Source organism: Acidovorax sp. 94 (assembly GCF_003634645.1).
GTDB lineage: Bacteria > Pseudomonadota > Gammaproteobacteria > Burkholderiales > Burkholderiaceae_C > Acidovorax > Acidovorax facilis.
On sequence record NZ_RBJA01000001.1, the window covers coordinates 862,531 to 883,195 of the forward strand.

The following is a 20,665-nucleotide window of genomic DNA, read 5'->3' on the forward strand; positions in this document are numbered from 1 at the left end:
CCCTGCCGGCGCAGCCACGGCGCGCCGTGCCTACCAATCCCCTTTTGATCCATGAGACTCCCATGACCGCTTTGCGTACCTTGTCCCTGTTGTGCCTGAGTGTTGCGCTGGGCGCGTGCAGCCAGATCGATACCGGCAATGTGGGTGTGGAGCGCACGCTGGGCAAGGTGGGGCAGGAGGCCCTGCCGCCGGGGCTTTACTTCACGCTGTTCAAGACGGTGGATGAATTCACGGCTAAAGAGGTGAGCTTTTCGCTGGAGAACCTCACCCCCAAGAGCCGTGACAACCTGACCATGCAGGACGTGGACATCGACATCTATTTCAAGACCACGCCGGCCTCCATCCCTACGCTGTTCGTCAAATACCAGGGCGATGTGGTGCAGCACAAGCAGGTCGTCAAGGACGGAACGGCGGACCTGCTGGTGGCCTACAGCCGCGTGCAGCGCGAAGCCCGTGAAGCCATCTACAAGGCCATTGCGCAGATGGATGCGACCACCATGCACACCAAGCGCGCCGAGCTGGCAGAAAGCGTGCGCACCACCTTGCAGGCCGAGCTGGACGCCACGGACAAAGGCGCCTTCACTGTCACCGCCGTGAATGTTCGCAACATGCTGACCGACAAGGCCATCGAATCCGCCATCCGCCAGCGCGCCGAGACGGACCAGGCGATCGAGAAAAAGCGCAAGGAGATCGACCTGGCCAAGGCCGAGGCAGAGCGCCTGATCGTGCAGGCCGAAGGCGAGGCACGGGCCAATCAGATCATCAGCGCATCGCTCACGCCCGCGCTCAAGGAAATCCGGTTGGCCGAGATCCAGCGCGACACCGCCCTGGCCATTGCCAGCAAGCAGGGCAACACGGTGCTGATGGGCGGCGGCGCTGCACCACTGGTCAGTGTGGGCCGGTAAATCAGGGCGCCAAGCGGTGCCACTGTGGGTTGATTTGCTATTGAAATAATAGCTAATGGTGCTTACCAGTCAAGCGCTGGAGGCTAAAAACACTTGAAATTTTGAGTGGCCACGCGCCTTCAGGGCATGGCCACTCGCAGTTCACACCTTGTCGAGCGCCTGGGCCAGGTCGGCCTGCAGGTCGTTGATGTGCTCGATGCCCACCGACAAGCGCACCATGCCCTCGCTCACGCCGGCCTTGGCCAGCTCCTCGGGGTTGAGCTGGCGGTGGGTGGTCGATGCGGGGTGCGTGGCGAGGGACTTCGCATCGCCGATGTTGACCAGGCGCGTGAAGAGTTGCAGCGCATCCAGAAAACGTGCACCGGCCGCACGTGGGTCGGCGTCGCTGTTCTTCACCCCAAAGCTCAGGATGCCCGAGGCCTTGCCGCCTGACTGGCGCTGCACCAGCGCGTGGTCCGGGTGGTCGGGCAGACCGGCGTAGCGCACCCATTCCACCTTGGGATGGCTTTGCAGATACTTGGCAATGGCCAGCGTGTTGTCGCAGATGCGGTCCATGCGCAGCGCCAGGGTTTCGATGCCTTGCAGGATCAGGAAGGCATTGAGCGGCGCCAGCGCCGCGCCGGTATTGCGCAGCGGCACCACGCGCGCCCGGCCGATAAAGGCAGCCGGGCCCAGGGCCTCGGTGTAGACCACGCCGTGGTAGCTCACATCGGGCTCGTTCAGGCGCGGGAAGCGGGCCTTGTGCTCGGCCCACGGGAACTTGCCGCTGTCCACAATCGCGCCGCCCACGCTGTTGCCGTGGCCGCCCAGGTACTTGGTGAGCGAGTGCACCACGATGTCGGCGCCATGCTCGATGGGGCGCAGCAGGTAGGGGCTGGGCACCGTGTTGTCCACGATCAGCGGCACGCCGTGGTCGTGCGCCACCTTGGCCAGCGCGGCGATGTCGGTCACGTTGCCCAGCGGGTTGCCGATGGACTCGATGAAGATGGCCTTGGTGCGCGCGTCGATGTGCTGCGCAAAGCTGGCCGGGTCACGCGGGTCGGCAAAGCGCGTGGTGATGCCTTGCTGCGGCAGCGTGTGGGCAAACAGGTTGTAGGTTCCGCCGTAGAGCGTGCTGGCCGACACGATGTTGTCGCCCGCCTCGGCAATGGTCTGGATGGCATAGGTGATGGCTGCCATGCCCGAGGCCACGGCCAGCGCGGCAATGCCGCCTTCGAGCGCTGCGACGCGCTTTTCGAGCACGTCGGTGGTGGGGTTCATGATGCGGGTGTAGATGTTGCCCGGCACCTTCAAATCGAACAGGTCCGCGCCGTGCTGGGCGCTGTCAAACGCGTAGGCCACCGTCTGGTAGATGGGTACGGCCACGGCCTTGGTGGTGGGGTCGGGGCTGTAGCCGGCGTGGACGGCCAGGGTTTCGATTTTCATGAAGCTTGTCTCTTTCGTTGAAGGGAAGGGAGTGGCACCACCGGTCTCCACCCGTGGCTGGGCGGAGCTCGGTGCGCCGATGGCGCGGGCCATTCTGGCACCGCTGGCCGCTGGCGTCATCGAATCGTTGGCTATGTGCTTATGACGTTCTTGTGCGTGCTGGGCAACCTCACGCCGCAGGCTCGTCCATGGCGCTGTCGATGGGCTCTGGCGCGGTGCGCCGCTTCTGCTGACTGCGCCGCCAGGCCTTCTCGATTTCCACGACCACGAGCACCACCAGCGCGGCGCCAATGCACAGCGCTAGCTCGCCAATACTCAGCGGCTCCGTGCGGAATATGGGGTTGAGCCAGGGCACGTAGATGGTGGCCATCTGCAGCGCAAAGGTGAGCAGCACCGCGCCCAGCAGCGGGCGGTTGCTCAGCAGGCCCAGGCGCCAGATGGGTTCGGATTCGGAGCGGATGGCGATCACGTGCGCCATTTGCGCCAGCGTGAGCACGGTGAACACCATGGTCTGCCAGTGCGCGTGGCCGGTGTGCAGGGCCCACGCCTGCACCGCCAGGCACAGCCCACCAATGAGCAGGCCCACGCCCAATATGTGCTGCCACATACCGTGGGCAAACAGGCTTTCGCGCGGCGCTCGGGGTGGGCGCTGCATGATGCCGCGTTCGGCCGGTTCGGCGGCCAGCGCCAGGCCGGGCAGGCCGTCTGTGACGAGGTTGACCCACAGGATGTGGATGGGCAGCAAAGGGATGGGCAGCAGCAACAGCGGCGCGAGGAAGATGGTCCAGATCTCGCCCGAGTTGCCCGTCATCGCGTAGCGCACAAACTTGCGGATGTTGTCGTAGATGCGGCGGCCTTCGCGCACCGCCGCGACGATGGTGGCGAAGTTGTCGTCCAGCAGCACCAGGCTCGATGCCTCGCGCGCCACGTCGGTACCGCCCTGGCCCATGGCTATGCCGATATCGGCGCGTTTGAGGGCCGGGGCGTCGTTCACGCCGTCGCCTGTCATGGCCACGAAGTGGCCCTGGGCCTGCAGCGCTTCGACGATGCGGATCTTCTGCGCCGGGTCCACGCGGGCGTAGACCTGCACCTGTTCCACGCGGGCGCGCAGTGCGGCATCGTCCAGCGTGGCCAGGTCGGCACCAGTCAGCACGGGTGCATCGGTGCTGCGCACAACGCCCAGGCGGTGCGCAATAGCGCGGGCGGTGGCGGGGTGGTCGCCCGTGATCATTACGGGCGTGATGCCCGCGCTGATGCAGTCGCGCACTGCGGCCTTCGCCTCGGCGCGGGGTGGGTCGATGAGGGCGATCAGGCCCAGCAGCTCCAGCTGGTTTTCTACTGCGTCGATGTCGTTGGTATCGGGCAGGCGGGTGTGGCTGCGGCGGGCCAGGGCCAGCACCCGCAGGCCCTGGGCGGCCAGTTGCTGGGCAGTGGCGAGGACCTGGGCCGTGTCCAGTGCGGCAGCGCCTTCGGGGGTCCAGTGGGCGGTGCAGCGGGGCAAGACTGATTCCGGCGCGCCCTTGGTGTAGGCCACAAAACCATCGGCAGCGCGGTGGAAGGTGGTCATGCGCTTGCGTTCAGAGTCAAAGGGCTGCTCTTGCACGCGGGGGCTGCTCACATCTAGTTGGGCCTTGTCCAGCCCGCCGGCGTGGGCGGCGAGCACTAGCGCGGTTTCGGTGGGGTCGCCCAGCCACTGGGTGCCTGAATGACCCTCTTCGTTCTTTGTCTGGAGCGTGGCGTCGTTGCACAGCGCGGCGGCGCGCAGGGCCTCGGCATGGGCGGGGCCGGGCAGGGGGTCACCGGGCACCCAGCGCACGCCGTGGGCCAGCAGCAGCTCGGCATGCATGCGGTTTTGCGTGAGGGTGCCGGTCTTGTCCGAGCAGATGGTGGTGACCGAGCCCAGGGTTTCGACCGACGGCAGGCGCCGCACCAGCGCATGCACGGCCACCATGCGGCGTGCGCCCAGGGCCAGGAGCACGGTGACCACCGCAGGCAGTGCCTCGGGGATGGCGGCCACGGCCAGACTGATGGCGGTGAGGGCCATGAGCAGCGGCGCCTCGCCGCGCAGCACACCCACCACAAAGATCACCGCGCAGATGCCCAGCACCGCGATCGCCAAGCGCTTGCCAAAGGCCGCCAGGCGCAGTTGCAGCGGCGTGCTGCGGTCGCCGGTGTCGAGCAGCGTGGCCACCTTGCCCAGCTCGGTGTGCATGCCGGTGGCCACCACCAGGCCGCGTGCCCGGCCATGCGTGGCCGTGGTGCCCTTGAAGGCCATGTTGGTGCGGTCGCCCAGCGCGCCCACATCCTCGGCGGCCAGGGCCTCCGTCTGCTTGGCGACGGTGACGGACTCGCCCGTGAGGGCCGATTCATCCACCTGCAGCTGCGCAATCTCGATGAGCCGCAGGTCGGCCGGAATCTGGTTGCCCGCCTCCAGCAGCACGATGTCGCCCGGCACCAGCGCCGTGGCGGGCACCACCTGCACCGCGCCGCTGCGCAGCACGGTGGCGTGGGCGGCGGCCAGCTGGCGCAGCGCCGCCATGGCCTGGTCGGCGCGCCAGGCCTGAACAAAGCCGATGACGGCATTGAGCACCACGATCACCAGGATGACCAGCGTGTCGGTGACCTCCCCCACCAGGCCCGAGATGACGGCGGCGCCCAGCAGCACCAGCACCATGAAGTCCTTGAACTGGTCAGCCAGCAGATGCCACCAGGGGCGGTCTTGCCCCGCCGCCAGCTCATTGGCGCCGTGGGTGGCGCTGCGGCGCAGGGCTTCGTCGGGGTGCAGGCCCGCGTCAGGGTCAACGGCGTGCTCGCGTGCCACGTCTATGGCATCGCGCAGATGTGGATGGGGGTGTTTCACGGCATCAGTTTCCATACAGAAAGACCACGTAGGTGTTGACCAGGTACACCGCCGCCATGCCGATGCTGACCATGCCCACTGCGCGTAGCACACGGCTGCGCGGGCGAAAGAACAGGCCCACCACCGCCAACCCGGTCATCACCACGGCCGATGCGGCGGTGATGGCATGCACGGGCGACACATGGGCCAGCAGATCGCCTGGGCGGTAGAACAGATCATCTATGCCCACGATGGCCACGTTGAACAGGTTGCTGCCCAGCAGGTTGCCAATGGCCATGTCGAGCGCACCCAGCCGCAGGGCGGACAACGTGACCGCCAGCTCGGGCAGGGTGGTGACCAGGGCCACGAACAGGCTGCCTACAAAGCTGCGGTTCCAGCCCATGGTGGTGGCCAGGTTGACCGCCACAAAGGGCAGCCACATGCCGGCCCCCACCACGATGGCAGCCGCCATCGCAAAGCGGGTGGCCGCTTGTCGAAGGCTGGGCAGCGCAGGTGCTGCGTTGTTGGTGGGCGGCAATGTGTCGGCGGGTGGCGCAGCGGGGTGGCTCCGTTCATACGCAAAGACGGTGCGCATCGCCACCAGGTACAGCAGCAAGATGACGGGCGTGAGCAACCCCACGCTGCGCTGGGAGGCAGTGCCAGCGCCGGTGGAAGCACTGGCAGTAGCCCCCAGTTGGCCCATCAGCAGCCCCAGCAGCAAAAAGCCCAGCAGCACCACGCCAAAAGCGCCTGCCAGCACGTGGCCGTGGGCGGCCCGGGTCCATACCGGTGCTGGCCGGTACAGCAGGTCGATCACCACCAGAAACACCAGGTTGAGCACGCAGCTGCCCAGTGCGTTGCCCACAGCCAGGTTGGGGGTGTTTGCGATGGTGACGCTGGTGATGCCGGTGGCCAGCTCTGGAAGCGACGTCACGCTGGCCACGAGCGTGAGGCCGATCCAGCTGCCCGACAAGCCTGTGCGCTGGGCAATGGCATCACCGTAGCGCGACAGCTGGTAGCCCGCAGCGCCAATCAGCCCAGCGCAGGCGGTGAGCTGCAGCCACACCAGCAGCGTGGCCATCATGGTGCTCGCCCGCAAGGCGGGTATGAAAACGGTTCAGTGTGCATGGGGCATTGCTGTTGAGCCGCCACATGCAGGTGCATCAATGTGCTTTGTGCGGCCGGGCTTTGTAGAAGGTCAGGGGGATCTCTTTGGCCTGGTTCAGCACCTGGCGCTTGATCTTGCCCACCACATGCATTTCACAGGGCTTGCAGTCAAAGCGCAAGGTCAGCTTTTCCTTGCCGTTGATCAACATCAAGGGTTCCGCCTTGATGGTGCCCTGCACACCGGTGACGCCTTTGGCCTGCTTGGGGCACAGGCTCATGGAAAAGCGCACGCAGTGCTTGGTGATCATGAGGCTCACCTCGCCTTCCTCTTCGTGCGCCTCGTAGGCTGCGGCGATCACCTTCACGCCGTGGCGCACGTAGAAGTCGTGGGCCTTGTGGTTGAACACATTGCCCAGAAACGACAGCGTGTCTTCGGGGTAGAGCGCAGGCGGCTCCACCGGCGTGGCGCGCGGCAGGCGGGCAAAGTTGCGGGCCCGGTTGGTCTCCAGGTCGGCCACGGCATCGCGGCGCAGGGCGTTGAGCACCGAGGCGGGCACAAACCACGGCTGCGAGAGCTGCAGCGCAATGTCATGCACGGCAAAGACCGTCGCACCAAAACGGCCGAGCTGTTCACGTAGGCTGGCCTCAGCCTTGGCGGCATCGGTGGCGCTCTGGTGGGGCTGCTGCACTTCGGAAGATCCCACGTTGCCATCTTCGTCGGTCAGCATCAGGCTGAAGCCGGTGGGCGTTTCGCTCAGGTGGGCCCACAGGCCGATGCGACGGTCGCTGGACTTTTTCTCGAGCGTGCGCACCCAGTCCATGTCGCGGTTGCGGTTGACCTCGGTGCCCTTGCGCAGGTCCTTGAAGCCGTCCATCGGGTCCTTGGGGTACACGCGCCACTGGCCCACGCTGCGCGCCGACACCGGCTCTGCCACGTTGATGGCCATGCCCACCAGTTCCTTGTGCAGGTCGTAGTAGCACAGGCCGTCGCCGTTGTGCAGCACAGTGGCTGGGTCGCTCAGTTCCAGCTCCACAAAGTCTGGGCCCAGCTTGGTTACCCAGCCGATGGCCTGGCCGGGGTTCTTGGGGGTGTCGAAGGCGCCAATGTCTTCCTTGCGGCCGGTGACGAAGTAGTCGGTGAACTCGCGGTTGAAGTTCTGCAGCGGGTCGGGCGTGAAGGTGAAGGTGGTGCGACCGCTGGACGAGCGCGACAGCGGTCGGCCTTGGGCCTCGCGCTCTTCGATGATCTCGTCGAGCAAGGTGCGGTAGTGGGCGGTGATGTTCTTCACGTAGCCCATGTCCTTGTAGCGCCCTTCGATCTTGAAGCTGCGCACTCCGGCGTCGATGAGCGCGCGCAGGTTGTCGCTCTGGTTGTTGTCCTTCATGGAGAGCACGTGCTTGTCGTGCGCAATGAAGCGGCCCTGCGCATCCGTCACCTGGTAGGGCAGGCGGCAGGCCTGGCTGCAGTCACCGCGGTTGGCGCTGCGGCCGGTCTGCGCATGGCTGATGTTGCACTGGCCGCTGTAGGCCACGCACAGTGCGCCGTGGATGAAGAACTCGATGTTAGCCCGGCCGGGGGCGTCCACTGGCCCCAGGGCCTTGTGCACGGCGGCGATCTGCTGCACCGTGAGCTCACGCGCCAGCACGATTTGCGACAGGCCCGCGTCCTGCAGAAAGCGCGCTTTTTCGGGCGTGCGGATGTCGGTCTGGGTGCTGGCGTGCAGTTGGATGGGCGGCAGGTCGATTTCGAGAAGGCCCATGTCCTGGATGATGAGGGCGTCGGCACCGGCCTCGTACACCTGCCACGCCATTTTGCGAGCGGCCTCCAGCTCGTCGTCGCGCAGGATGGTGTTGAGCGTGATGAAGATGCGGCTGTTGAAGCGGTGCGCATGCTTCACCAGGCGTTCGATGTCGCGGATGTCGTTGCCGGCACTGGCCCGCGCGCCAAAGGCTGGGCCGCCGATGTAGACGGCATCGGCGCCGTGGTTGATGGCTTCGATGCCGATGTCTGCGTCGCGCGCGGGCGAAAGCAGTTCGAGCTGGTGGGGCAGGAGAGACATGGGGCGTGATTATTTCAGTTTCGCGGTGCCGTGGAGCTTCCGTCGGGTATCGGGCACTGCACTTTTGGTAACCATGTGACGATGCATTGTGCGGTGGGGGTCTGGTACAACGGGCGCAGCGTGCAAGCCTCGGCGGCCACCCCATGGTCTCTGTGAACCGCGTTCTTGCAAGGCCGTCGGCATCGTCGGCCACCCCGTAAAACCCAGTGAAAGGACTCTGATGAGCACCTCCCGCGTGAAGAAGCCCACCCAGCTGACACTGGCGATCAATGACCTCGACTTTTGCTACCTGCCGCCTCGGCTCAGCTTGTCTCCCATGCGGCACAACGACCTGGTCTGCACGGTAGACTGTTCGTGGTTCTTTTCCGAAGGTGCCAACCATATGGTGTTTGCACTGGACTGCACCGGCGGGCAGGGCAGCTACAACCCCCACTGCGGGCCGATCTACCGCCATGGCCAGAACCTTTGGTCCGAGGCCCGGGGCTTCATCATCTTTGCGGACGGCATGGTGATGGCCGAGCGATGGAACGGCACGGCCATGCCGGGGCTGGTGACGGTTACCAACACCTCGGGGGCGATCTTCAACCCGGCGGTGCACCCCGTCTTCACGCTTCACGTCCGGGCCGGCTACAGGATGGGTGGGTTTGCCGACCGGATGCGCATCACCATCCACCAGGGCATCGCGGCCGATGGCCCGGTTTTGTTCGAAGGCGAGGTGACCGGGGCCGGGTGGGGCTGGGACTGGACGGGGTCGCACAAAGTGGCCATTGCCGGTATTGGTCCGCACTTCGTGACCCCCAATGACACGGGCTGCGTGGAAGAGCGCGTACCCCGCGACGCACCGAACGCCATCCTGCCGTTTACCAACTTCAAGTTGCGGATGGTGAAAGGTTGAGCGCTTGCCAACGGGCGCGCTGCCGCTCAAAGGGCAGCTTCATAGGGTGACTTCGGCGAATCATCTTGCGCCATTAGCCGTTTTAATGGCCCAGCAAATTACTAAGCTTGCATAGCAATTGGCGACGGCAAGGGAGGATGGTGGCTAGGATGCGGTGCGTTTTGCCCCGAAATGGTGCGCAAAAGTTGCGACTATATTTTTTGGAGATTTCTACCGTGTTCCGAGCTTTCACCCGCCTGCGTCCGTCGTCTTTTCCCGTGTCCGTTGTGCAGCTGGCTGCCGTGGGTGTGTGTGTTGCCGCCGCCACTGCAGCCACCGCACAGGATGTGCAAACCGTCAAGATCGCCCACGCTGGCCCAGTGTCGGGCGGCATTGCCCACATCGGCAAGGACACTGAAAACGGCGCGCGCTTGGCGATTGACGACCTGAACGCCCAGAACCTCGTGATCGGTGGCAAGAAGATCAAGTTTGAAATTGCGGCCGAAGACGACGCGGGCGACCCGCGCCAGGCCACCGCCGTGGCGCAGAAGCTGTGCGACCAGAAGGTGGCCGGCGTGGTGGGTCACCTGCAGTCGGGCACGTCCATCCCCGCATCGGCCATCTATGCCAAGTGCGACCTGCCGCACATCACGGCATCGGCCTCCAATCCTGACCTGACCAAACCCGGCCACAAGACCACCTTCCGCCTGATCGCCAACGACAACGCGCTGGGCGCGGCGCTGGCCCTGTTTGGTGCCGACCATCTCAAGCTCAAGAGTGTGGCCATCATCGACGACCGCACGGCCTACGGCCAGGGCGTGGCCTCGGTCTTCAAGGCCACGGCGCAACAAAAGGGCCTGAAGGTGGTGGCCGAGGAATTCACCAACGACAAGGCCACCGACTTCATGGCCATCCTCACCGCCATCAAGAACAAGAAGCCCGATGCGATCTTCTACGGCGGCCTGGACGCGCAGGCCGGCCCCATGCTGCGCCAGATGGAGCAGCTGGGCCTGGGCAATGTGAAGTTCTTCGGCGGCGACGCGCTGTGCACCGAAAAGCTGCCCGAGCTGTCGGGCAAGACCCCCGCCCTGAAGAACGTGACCTGCGCCACCGGCGGCGCGTCGGTGGACAAGATGCAGGGCGGCGCCGACTGGAAGAAGCGCTACGACGCCAAGTTCTCTGGCCAGTTCCAGATCTACAGCCCCTATGCCTATGACGCCGCCATGGTGCTGGCCGACGCCATGAAGCGCGCCAATTCGGTGGACCCGAAGGTGTTTACCCCCTTCCTGGCCAAGACCGAATACAAGGGCGTGACCGCCAACATCGCCTTCACCGCCAAGGGCGAGCTGACGACGCCCGCCGTGACGCTCTACACCTTCAAGGACGGCAGCCGCGTGGCGCTGAACTGAGGCCGACCGCCGCCGCTACGTCAGCGACCCTTGCCTTTTCGGCCGCCCAGTGCGGCCGTTTTTGCATGCGGAGTTTGGCTTTACAGTCAGGCCCCATAGCAAGCAAACAAGCGGGCCGCCGGTGTCCGCCAAGGAGCCAAGGTATGCGCGCAATGTTCGGACTGGTCGGGTTGGTGGTGGTGCTGGCCGTGGTGGGTGTGGTGGTCAAAAAGCAGATGTCTGCAGCGCGTACTCCGGTGCCAGCTCTGCAGACCGCTGCTCCCGCCTCGGCGCCCGCCGGTTCAAGCTCGGCCACTGTGCGCGACCAGAGTCAGCAGATCCAGCAGCAGGTCAAGCAACAGGTGGAAGGCCTGATGCAGCAAGCCCGCCCCATGCCCGACGAAGAAAAATAAGCAAAATTGGCCCCTGGCGCTTATATATCAAGCGCTAGAAGCTATCATTTAAATAGCAATGACCTTTGACCAAGATTTGCACTGGATGCGCCTGGCCCTGGCCGAGGCGCAGGCAGCCGCGCAAGCGGGTGAGGTGCCCGTGGGCGCCATCGTGGTCAAGGACGGCCAGGTCATCGCCACGGGCCGCAACGCCCCCGTGGAGGGCCACGACCCCACGGCCCATGCCGAGATCGTGGCCCTGCGCGCGGCCGCGCAGCGGCTGGGTAACTACCGGCTCGACGGCTGCAGCCTCTACGTCACGCTGGAGCCTTGTGCCATGTGCAGCGGCGCCATGCTGCATGCGCGGCTGGCGCGGGTGGTGTACGGCGCGGCAGATCCCAAAACGGGCGCGGCAGGCTCGGTGTTCAACCTGTTCGGCCATGCCGAGATCAACCACCAGACCCAGGTGCTGGGCGGGGTGCTGGCCGAAGAATGTGGCGGTCTGCTCAGCGGCTTTTTCCGCCAGCGCCGCCATCAGCAACGCACCGAGGCACTGGCCCGCCATCCGTTGCGGGACGACGCTTTGCGCACGCCCGATGCGGCGTTTGCCAACGTGCCCGGCTACCCCTGGGCGCCTCACTACATCAGCGACCTGCCCAGCCTGGCGGGCCTGCGTTTGCACACCCTCGACGAAGGTCCTCACGACGCGCAGCGTACCTGGCTGTGCCTGCATGGCAACCCGGCCTGGAGCTACCTGTACCGGCGCATGCTGCCCACCTTTTTGGCTGCAGGCGACCGCGTGGTGGCGCCCGACCTGATCGGCTTTGGCAAAAGCGACAAGCCCAAGAAAGAGGGCGTGCACCAGTTCGACTGGCACCGCCAGGTGCTGCTGGAACTGATCGAGCGGTTGGACCTGCGCAAGGTGGTGCTGGTGGTGCAAGACTGGGGAGGCATCCTGGGGCTGACGCTGCCCATGACCATGCCGGATCGTTTTGACGGCCTGCTGGTGATGAACACCCTGCTGGCCACGGGCGATTCGCCACTGCCTGCCGGATTTGTCGACTGGCGTGCCATGTGCCGCGACAAGCCGCTGTATGGAGTAGGGCGCCTGCTGGCGCGTGGCAACCCGCATCTGACGGCGGCGGAGTGCGCTGCCTACGATGCGCCGTTCCCGGACAAAGGCTACCGCGCCGCGTTGCGGGCCTTTCCAGAACGCGTGCCCGCTGCTGCGGGTGACCCGGGCGTCGCCGTGTCGCGCGCGGCCCGCGATTTTTGGCAGCACCAGTGGCAGGGCCGCAGCCTGATGGTGGTGGGTGCGCAAGACCCGGTGCTGGGCCTGCCCACCATGCGGGCGCTGCAGCAGTGCATCCAAGGCTGCCCCGAGCCCATCGTGCTGCCCCAGGCCGGCCACTTTGTGCAGGAGCATGGCGAGGCCATTGCCGCACAGGCTGTGGAATACTTCGCGCACTGACTTGTCCGCTGGCGCCGCCTGACTGCATGTGGCGCCCGGCATTCCCCCTGTTTACGGAGCAGGCCCCTCGGCGGGTCTGAGCGCTTTGCACGACCACCATCACGACCCTTCCCATTGCGACCACGACCACGGTCCCAAACACATCTATATCTACTCGCCCTCCAGCGCCGTGCGCGACAAGGCCGCCTTCAAGCGCGGCATTGCCCGGCTCAAGGCCCTGGGCCATGAGGTGGAGGTGGATGAGGACGCGCTGGCCACCCACACCCGCTTTGCGGGCGACGACGCCACCCGGCTGGCCGCCATCCACCGTGCTGCGGCCAGCGGCGCCGATGTGGCGCTGATCTCGCGCGGGGGCTACGGCCTGTCGCGCATCCTGCCGGGCATCCGCTACAAGGCGGTGGCCAAGGCGATTGAAAAGGGCATGCACTTTGTGGGCGTGAGCGATTTCACCGCCTTCCAGCTGGCCGTGTTGGCCAAGACGGGGGCCACCACCTGGGCGGGGCCATCGCTGGGGGCTGACTTTGGTGTGGCGGGCGAGCCCGACGACATCATGGAAGCCTGCTTTGACGACCTGCTGACCGGCCACGGCGAAGGCACGGGCTGGCGCATGCACAAAGAGCAGCTAAACGCCGCCACGGGCAAGCCTGCCGTGCCCAATGTCTATGTGAAGAGTGCCACGCTGTGGGGTGGCAACCTGGCGGTGCTGGCATCGCTGGTGGGCACGCCGTATTTCCCGCAGGTCAAGGGCGGCGTGCTGTTCATCGAAGACGTGCACGAGCACCCCTACCGCATCGAACGCATGCTGACCCAGCTGCTGCACGCCGGTGTGCTGGCCCAGCAGAAGGCTGTGGTGCTGGGGCAGTTCACCAACTTCAAGCTGGCACCGCATGACAAGGGCTACAAGCTGCAGTCGGTGGTGGACTGGCTGCGCACCCAGATCAAGGCGCCGGTGCTGACCAACCTGCCGTTCGGGCATGTTGAAACGAAGGTCCTGCTGCCCGTGGGCGCGACGGTGTCGCTGTCGGTGGAAGAGCGCGATGCGCTGATCTACTGGGGGCACCAGCACTGACGCGGTGAGGTCTCCACCCACGACACCGCCACAACGGCGGTTCGCCACGCGCGCCTGGTGCGCGTCAGGAGGGGGTGTGAGGGGCGGCCTGCGCCGGGCGCAGTGCGCGTGGGAGCTGCCCCTGGAACAGCTGGGTGACCTGGTCGATCACGCCCCGGGCACCGTGCTCACCCTGCAGCGGCACCAGTGTGCTGAAGAGGTCGGTGCGCAGGTACCACAGCGCCTCGATGTCGCCGGCATAACGCAGCCGCATGTTCATGCGCGCCACGTCGGAGCCGGTCATGCCGACCAGGCTCTGCAGCATGGCCCGGCGCACTTCTTCCAGCCCCTGGTTGCGCACCCATGCCGTGGACGACGGCTTGTCACGGCCCAGCAGGTCGTGAAGGTTGTTGCGGAGAGTCGGCTTGTTCCAGCGCATGGCGGGGTGAGGGCGGGCTTTTTGTAACAGGGACGGCCAAAGTAAGCGGGAGCGAGGTGCAGCGCAAGGGGCGTGCTCCTGTTTTTGCATAAAGACAACAACTTGCCCTGGCTTGTTGCGAATTTTTACGTGTTGGTGGATTTTCAGGCTACCGGGGTTGCGCCTCCCTTTCGCGACGCTGACGATGTGCGGAGTCGTTGTGGTGAACGTTGCAACCGCGCCTTTCGCTGCAGCGGCGGCCTCAGGCAACACTTGTTGGCGCTTTGAAGGGTGCGCAGCCAGGGCGCTTGCACTAAACTGATTCACATGATGTTACCAACGGGCCCGCGTTCATGAGTGTGTTGTCGACGATGGTCTTTGCGGACATCTCAGGCAGCACTGCCTTGTATGAAGCGCTGGGCAACGAACGCGCTACCGAGGCCGTGACGCAGGTCACCCAGTGGATTGGTGACACCATCGAGGCCCACGGCGGCCGGGTGGTCAAGAAGCTCGGGGATGGGGTGCTGGGGGTCTTTGACGATGCCTCCAGTGCGGTGTCTGCAATGGCCACCATGCTGCGCCAGCACAAGGTCCGCCTGGACCGCTGGCCCCACCCCTTGCGCATGGAGATCCGCGTGGGCGTGGCCAGCGGCGAAGTGGTGGATGTGGATGGCGATTGTTATGGCGACGCCGTCAACGTGGCTTCCCGGCTTTGCGAACGGGCCGGGCCCGCTGAAATCTGGGCTACCGAAACCACCGTGCTGCTTGCGGGCACGGCGCCCGATGTCTGGTACCGCAAGCTGGGCATGATGGACATTCGGGGCAAGGCCGAGTTGCTCATGCTCTACCACGTCGAATGGCGTGAGGACGAAGCGCCCGATTCCCTCACCATGCAGGCGGCACTGGTCAGCAACTTTGCACCGGTCGATTCCATCCTGGGGCAGATCCAGTTCTCCTGGCATGGGGTGGACCGCACCTTCACCTCGTCGGATGCCCCGGTCATGGTGGGGCGGGCCGAGCATGCCCAGCTGCGCATCAACGACCCGCGCGTGTCGCGCCTGCATGCGCGCATCGACTGGCGCAACAGCGGGTTCGTGCTGACCGACATGAGCAGCTTTGGAACCTGGGTGCGGTTCGAGGGCAGCGACTCGCCCGTGCGCCTGCGGCGCGATGCCTGCATCCTGCATGGCGCGGGGCACATTGCGCTGGGCGTGTCGTTCAACGAGCCCAGTGCGCCGGTCATGAGCTTTCATGTGGCGGGCGGCAGTGTGCACTTGAGCTGACACACGCAGAGCTGGCGGCTCCTTCTGCATTGCGGTGTGGCCGCAGCGCGGGCGCGGAGCCACCATGGCTTTGCGTGCACAACATCAACAACAAGACCAACGGCAGGAGACAAGAAACATGGCATGGATGAAGCGGACAGCCCTCGGGCTGGTGGCAGTGGCGCTGCTGGCAGGCGCGGGCGCGGCGGTGTATGTGCAGCGCAGCTTTGCACAACTCGATGGTTCCCTGGCTGTGGCGGGGCTCAGCGAAGCAGTACAGGTGCGGCGCGATGGCGCCGATGTCACCCACATCCAGGCTCAGACCCCGCAGGATGCCTGGTTTGCAATGGGCTATGTACATGCGCAGGAACGCACCTGGCAGTTGGAATTCAACCGCCGGGTCATGCACGGCCAGCTGTCCGAGGTTTTTGGCCCTGCCACGGTCGAGACCGACAAGCTCATGCGCAGCCTGGACATCATGGGTGTGGCCCGGCGGCAGTACGCTGGGCTGCCGCTGTATGCCCAGGAGGCCTTGCAGGCCTACAGCAAGGGCATCCATGCCTTCCACCAGAAACGTCCCCAGGCCTTGCCACCGGAGTTTCTGGTGCTGGGCGTGCAACCCGGAGGCGCCGCAGGCGCGGTGTGGGAGCCCGAGGACAGCGTGGGCTGGGCGCTGATGATGGCGCTGGACCTGGGGGGCAATTGGGGCACCGAGTTCGCACGCCTGTCGGTGGCGCGCACGCTGGACACCGACCGGCTGTGGCAACTGATGCCACCCTATCCGGGGGAGCCGCCCGCTGCGTCCGCAGACCTGGCGGCGCTGTATCGCCAGCTGGGGGTTTATCGTGCACCTGCCGCCGGTGCTGCAGCGGCTGCTGTGGCGCCAGCCAACCGCGAAGGTCCGTTGTCCCGGCAGATCAGCGCTGGCATGCTGGCCTGGGCCGACGAACTGACCCGCAACGCAGGCACCAACGAGGGCAAGGGTAGCAACAACTGGGTGATTGCGGGCACCCGCACCGTGAGCGGCAAGCCGCTGCTGGCCAACGACCCGCACCTGGGCCTGTCGGCCCCCGCCATCTGGTACTTTGCGAGCCTGCAGGCCCCTGCGGGCAAGGCGTCTGACGGCACACCCTTGGGCCCCATTGATGCCGTAGGCGCCACATTGCCGGGCCTGCCCTTTGTGGTGCTGGGCCGTACCGACAAGGTCGCCTGGGGCTTCACCAACACCGGCCCCGATGTGCAGGACTTGTATCTGGAGCAGATCAACCCCACCGATGCCACGCAGTACCGCACGCCCGATGGATGGGCCCAGTTCACCGTGCGCAACGAAAGCATTCGCGTCAAGGGCGAGGCCGACCTGTTGCTGCAGCTGCGCAGCACGCGCCATGGCCCCGTGCTGAGCGACGTTCAGAAGTCGCACGCCGAGGTGCTGGACCTGGGCAAATATGTGATCGCGCTGCGCTGGAGCGCGCTGGACGATGACAACCAGACCGTGCTGGCGGGCTTCAAGACCAACCAGTCCAAGAGCGTGGATGAGCTCTTTGCGGGGCTGGCGCACTACCACTCGCCGATGCAAAGCGTGGTGGCTGCGGACGACCAGGGCAACATCCGCTTCAAGGCCGCAGGCCGTGTGCCGCTGCGCGATGCCGCCAACGACATTCGGGGCGTGGCGCCTTCGCCCGGCTGGGACGCGCGCTACGACTGGAAGGGCTGGCTGCCGTATGAGCAAACCCCGCAGGATGACGGTGTCAGCGGAGGGGCGGGCGTCCAGGGTGCCCGGGGCTGGATCGCCACGGCCAACCAGCGCGTGACGGCGCCAGGCTACCCCCACTTTCTGACGCAGGACTGGGCCTTGCCCTACCGCTACGAACGCATTGCGCAGCTCATCGAGGCCACGCCCAAGCACGACGCGGCCAGCATGCAGGCCATCCACCGCGACGTGACCTCGCTCGCAACGCGGCGCCTGCTGCCGCACCTGCAGCAGGCGCAGTCCACGCAACCGCTGGCCGCCGCTGCGCAGAAAGAGCTGCAGGGCTTTGACGGCGTGATGGACGCGGGCCGCGCCGCGCCGCTGATCTTTGTGGCCTGGACGGACGAACTGGCACGCGGCCTCATCATTCCGCGCATTGGCGAAGACCGGTTCACCGCCACGTATGGCAAGCGCGACTACCGCGCGGCCATCGAAGGCATTCTGGAGCGCAACGACACTTGGTGGTGCCAACCCGCATCGTGTGCCGAACAATCTGCCGCTGCCCTGGGCCGCGCGCTCGACCGCTTGCAGGCTGCGTATGGCGCAGACCCGGCCCAGTGGCGCTGGGGCGCGGCGCACCCGGCGCTCAGCGCGCACCGGCCCTTCGGCAACGTGCCCGCACTCGCGCGTTTCTTCGATGTGAGCGTGCCCTCGCACGGCGATTCGTACACCGTGAACGTGGGCCAGTACAACGCGGGCGAAGCCTCTGGCCCGTACGTGAACCGCCACGCCGCCTCGCTGCGCGCGGTGTACGACCTGGCCGATCTGGAACAGTCACGCTTCATTTACCAAACCGGCCAGAGCGGGCTGGTGTTCTCGCCGCGCTACCGCGACATGAGCACCACCTGGGCCGAGACCGGCTATCGCGCGCTGCAGCGCCAGCCCGCGCGCTGGATGCACGAGCTCACACTCACGCCTTCCACTGCCGCCAGCAACGCCGCTGCTGCGCAGTGATGCAGGCTGCAAGAAAGCACACCATGGGTTTTGTACCGTTGATCGAAGTCAACCGCGGCGGACTGGTCGAGTGCCAGCACTGGGGCGCAGTGGCCGTGGCCGACCGCGACGGCAGGGTATCGGCCCAGGTGGGTGACCCGTACACCGTCACTTTCACCCGCTCCACCATCAAGGCGTTCCAGGCGCTGCCTTTCATGCAGTCGGGCGGAGCCCGCGCGCTGGGCTGGGGGCAGGGCGAGCTGGCGCTGCTGTGCGCCAGCCACAACGGCGAGCCCATGCATGTGGCGCAGGCCGAGCGCATGCTGGCCAGCGTGGGCAAGGACTACCACGCGCTGCGCTGCGGGTGCCACCGGCCGCTGTTTGCCGAGCTGGGGCTCGCCTCGCTGCCACAAGGTTTTGTGCCAGACGAACGCCACAACAACTGCAGCGGCAAACACGCGGGCTTCGTCGCGCACTGCGTGCAACAAGGCTTGCCGCTGGACGATCACCTCGACCCAGCGCATCCGCTGCAGGTGGCCATTCGCGACCACGTTGCGCAAGCGGTGGGGCTGGCACCAGAACAGCTGGCCATGGGCATTGACGGCTGCTCGGCGCCCAACTACGCCATGCCGCTGGCCAGCTTGGCCCGGGGCTACGCTCGCCTGGCCGGTGGTGCACCGGACACGGACCTGGACCAGAGCCTTACCGAACTGGCCGATGCCATGGTCGCCCGGCCCGAGCTGGGCTCGGGCACCGGCCGGCACGACCTGGATTTCATGCGTGTGGGTGAGGGCGACTGGGTGTCCAAGACCGGCGCCGACGGCGTGCAGGTGGTGGGCAGCCGTAGCCGGGGCGAGGCCTTCGCGCTCAAGGTCATGGACGGCAACATGGTGGCGCAGGTGGCCGCCGCAGTGGAGGTCATGGACCAGCTTGGCTGGCTCGACGCCCGGCAGCGCGAGGCATTGGCGCCGCGCCGGTCGGGCCGTATCCTCAATGCCCGGGGCCTGGAGGTCGGCGGGCGCAGGGCCGTGTTCCAGCTGCAGCCTGTCTGAACCGGGCAGCCTGACGCCGCACGGCGGCAGGCCGGATTCGAAAAATCAAGTAAAAAATGGCCCTAGCGCTTTATGGGTAAGAGTTGGCAGCTATAAAAAAAGTAGCAAATGGCTCTGTGTCCGGCAGCACATACACCACGCCGCGTGCCTGGCCGAACACAGGCGCGATGAACTGGTTGTAGAACGCCTCGGGTGCGTTCACGCAGCCGTAGCTGATGCGCTTGTCGCTCACGCCCCGGCTTGCCAGGCGTTGCTGGCGGCGCTCAGCGGCATGAACGCTGCGCACGCGGTGCAGCGAGACGGCGGATTCATAGTCGATCCACACAATGTCGTCGCCGCGCAGGTTTCGCCCGGGTTCTGTCACGAACCGGCCAGCGGGCGTGGTGCGCTCCTCCGGGCGGATCTGTGACAGTGGCCGCTGCCCAATGTCCGGCGCAGACCGGTCGCCCAGCGCCGCGCCCAGCAGCACCGGAGCACTGCTCAGCCACTGCCCCTGGGCCGAGAACACATGGATGCGGGCGGCGGGCTTGTCGATCACGGCAAAAGGCAGACCCTGGTGGTCGCCGGTTTCGGTGGCCCAGCGCACCAGCTGGCGGGCCGTGGCCGAGGTGTCCCTGGGCAATTCCGCTGCGGCCGCAGGCAAGGTCCCCAGTACACCCGCAGCAGCCATGGCGGTCAGGGCAAAACGGCGGTTCATAGTCAAAAGTGGCATGTCGTTCATCCAAGCGCCGTACCAGGCCCCCACCTGCCGAAACTGGCGCGCCCCAGGCCAGTCCACCGGGTGCGTCCCCCTCAGGGGGAAGGCGCCGCAGGCGACTCAGGGGGAATTTCAATTTTCGCCCAATAATGCCTGTACCCGCGACTCTTGCGAAGCCTTGCGCTTCGGCCTCTCATGTTTGACCGCCTCCGCAAAGCATTCGGTACTTCCGGCTCCCCGGGTTCGGACCTGGGCCGGCCTGCCACCAACCGGGACGTGGCCCGCTGGGCTGCGAAACAGCAGCTGGCCATCGTTGCACATTCCACCGAGGGGCATTTCGATCTGGGCGGTGACATCCACGGCCACCCGTGGCGGCTGGAATGCGGCGCACCCACACGCGACTATGTGACGGGCCTGGAGCTGCGCGGGCGCGCCGACGTGGGCGCCGACCCCGATGCCGCCGTGATGGTGATCAACCGTCCCTTGCAGGAAATTCTGGAAGGCACGGCCTACACCGCCATCACCGATACGCTGCAGACCGCGGTGAGCAGCAGCCTGCCCGAAGAAATGCGCTGGTTGTCCATGTACGAGGAAATGGCCTGGCCCGGCCTGCCCGTGTCATTCCGCGAGCACTTCGCGGTGGTGGCAGAGCGCATTGAGCTGGCCCAGCGCTGGATCCATGCGCCCGTGGTCTCACAGCTGCTCAATGCCGTGGAGGGGGAAGGGGGCTCCGAACGGGCGAAATCGCCCATGGTGCTGATGCTGGCGCGTGGCAAGGTCTACCTGCGCATGGAACACACGCAGCGCAGCCTGGCCGAGATCGCGCATGCCAAGCAACTCCTGCTGGTGGCCGGGCAGGCGGCCCTGCAGAACCTGCCGCCCATGTCGGTGGCGGGGCCGGACGACGTGCCCAACATCACCCGGTAGCGTTCCAGCCAGCGCCTGCGCCAAAGAAAACGCACAACGGAGCCTGTGGCCCCGTTGTGTGTTCTGCAATATGTTCCCGCAGGTTATGACGCTGGCACGCTGCAAGCCAATGCCCTG

Annotated in this window: 16 protein-coding genes; 10 read left to right on the forward strand and 6 right to left on the reverse strand. The window is 66.0% G+C overall.

Going from position 1 to position 20,665, the window contains the following annotated elements; genetic code table 11:
• Positions 1 to 62: 62 nt before the first annotated feature.
• Positions 63 to 905 carry an SPFH domain-containing protein gene (locus tag C8C94_RS04100; protein WP_121419817.1) on the forward strand — a complete coding sequence of 281 codons (843 nt, stop codon included), beginning with the start codon at positions 63 to 65 and terminating at the stop codon, positions 903 to 905.
• Between the two features lie 141 nt (positions 906 to 1,046).
• Here C8C94_RS04100 and C8C94_RS04105 read toward each other — a convergent pair whose 3' ends face one another.
• From C8C94_RS04105 to C8C94_RS04120, 4 genes are all read right to left on the reverse strand, one after another.
• Positions 1,047 to 2,330, reverse strand: a complete 1,284-nt coding sequence (locus C8C94_RS04105) for an O-acetylhomoserine aminocarboxypropyltransferase/cysteine synthase family protein (RefSeq protein ID WP_121419818.1) — start codon at positions 2,328 to 2,330, stop codon at positions 1,047 to 1,049.
• Between the two features lie 169 nt (positions 2,331 to 2,499).
• Positions 2,500 to 5,190: a cation-translocating P-type ATPase gene (locus C8C94_RS04110; protein WP_233573385.1), complete on the reverse strand. Its 2,691-nt coding sequence runs from the start codon at positions 5,188 to 5,190 to the stop codon at positions 2,500 to 2,502.
• A gap of 4 nt (positions 5,191 to 5,194) precedes the next feature.
• The gene (locus C8C94_RS04115) at positions 5,195 to 6,253 is read right to left on the reverse strand and encodes a sodium:calcium antiporter (protein WP_121419820.1); all 1,059 of its coding nucleotides are present in this window, start codon (positions 6,251 to 6,253) and stop codon (positions 5,195 to 5,197) included.
• Positions 6,254 to 6,332: 79 nt separating this feature from the next.
• On the reverse strand, positions 6,333 to 8,336 hold the full coding sequence (locus C8C94_RS04120) for a U32 family peptidase (RefSeq protein ID WP_121419821.1): 2,004 nt from the start codon (positions 8,334 to 8,336) through the stop codon (positions 6,333 to 6,335).
• Between the two features lie 220 nt (positions 8,337 to 8,556).
• On the opposite strand from C8C94_RS04120, the gene C8C94_RS04125 reads away from it, so the two are divergent.
• From C8C94_RS04125 to C8C94_RS04145, 5 genes are all read left to right on the forward strand, one after another.
• Positions 8,557 to 9,231: a hypothetical protein gene (locus C8C94_RS04125; protein ID WP_121419822.1), complete on the forward strand. Its 675-nt coding sequence runs from the start codon at positions 8,557 to 8,559 to the stop codon at positions 9,229 to 9,231.
• A 257-nt stretch (positions 9,232 to 9,488) separates the two neighbouring features.
• Complete coding sequence (locus tag C8C94_RS04130; RefSeq protein ID WP_121419823.1) at positions 9,489 to 10,619, forward strand: branched-chain amino acid ABC transporter substrate-binding protein; 1,131 nt, start codon at positions 9,489 to 9,491, stop codon at positions 10,617 to 10,619.
• Positions 10,620 to 10,762: 143 nt separating this feature from the next.
• The gene (locus tag C8C94_RS04135) at positions 10,763 to 11,011 is read left to right on the forward strand and encodes a hypothetical protein (protein WP_121419824.1); all 249 of its coding nucleotides are present in this window, start codon (positions 10,763 to 10,765) and stop codon (positions 11,009 to 11,011) included.
• Between the two features lie 58 nt (positions 11,012 to 11,069).
• Positions 11,070 to 12,461: a tRNA adenosine(34) deaminase TadA gene (gene tadA / locus C8C94_RS04140; RefSeq protein WP_121419825.1), complete on the forward strand. Its 1,392-nt coding sequence runs from the start codon at positions 11,070 to 11,072 to the stop codon at positions 12,459 to 12,461.
• Positions 12,462 to 12,546: 85 nt separating this feature from the next.
• Entirely contained in the window at positions 12,547 to 13,530 is a 984-nt protein-coding gene (locus tag C8C94_RS04145; RefSeq protein WP_121419826.1) for an LD-carboxypeptidase, read from the forward strand.
• A 64-nt stretch (positions 13,531 to 13,594) separates the two neighbouring features.
• Here the strand turns inward: C8C94_RS04145 and C8C94_RS04150 are convergent, their stop codons facing one another.
• A complete protein-coding gene (locus tag C8C94_RS04150; protein ID WP_121419827.1) occupies positions 13,595 to 13,948 on the reverse strand; it encodes a hypothetical protein in 354 nt (117 codons plus the stop codon).
• A gap of 332 nt (positions 13,949 to 14,280) precedes the next feature.
• Here C8C94_RS04150 and C8C94_RS04155 point away from each other — a divergent pair, with 332 nt between their 5' ends.
• The 3 genes from C8C94_RS04155 to C8C94_RS04165 all read left to right on the forward strand — a co-directional run bounded on the left by C8C94_RS04155 (position 14,281) and on the right by C8C94_RS04165 (position 18,924).
• The gene (locus C8C94_RS04155; protein WP_199731187.1) at positions 14,281 to 15,210 is read left to right on the forward strand and encodes an adenylate/guanylate cyclase domain-containing protein; all 930 of its coding nucleotides are present in this window, start codon (positions 14,281 to 14,283) and stop codon (positions 15,208 to 15,210) included.
• A gap of 118 nt (positions 15,211 to 15,328) precedes the next feature.
• Positions 15,329 to 17,893 carry a penicillin acylase family protein gene (locus tag C8C94_RS04160; protein ID WP_121419828.1) on the forward strand — a complete coding sequence of 855 codons (2,565 nt, stop codon included), beginning with the start codon at positions 15,329 to 15,331 and terminating at the stop codon, positions 17,891 to 17,893.
• A gap of 23 nt (positions 17,894 to 17,916) precedes the next feature.
• A complete protein-coding gene (locus C8C94_RS04165; protein WP_121422686.1) occupies positions 17,917 to 18,924 on the forward strand; it encodes an asparaginase in 1,008 nt (335 codons plus the stop codon).
• A 70-nt stretch (positions 18,925 to 18,994) separates the two neighbouring features.
• Here C8C94_RS04165 and C8C94_RS04170 read toward each other — a convergent pair whose 3' ends face one another.
• A complete protein-coding gene (locus C8C94_RS04170; protein WP_121419829.1) occupies positions 18,995 to 19,621 on the reverse strand; it encodes a hypothetical protein in 627 nt (208 codons plus the stop codon).
• A 195-nt stretch (positions 19,622 to 19,816) separates the two neighbouring features.
• On the opposite strand from C8C94_RS04170, the gene C8C94_RS04175 reads away from it, so the two are divergent.
• Positions 19,817 to 20,548: a hypothetical protein gene (locus C8C94_RS04175; protein WP_055393843.1), complete on the forward strand. Its 732-nt coding sequence runs from the start codon at positions 19,817 to 19,819 to the stop codon at positions 20,546 to 20,548.
• The last annotated feature ends 117 nt before the right edge of the window (positions 20,549 to 20,665 follow it).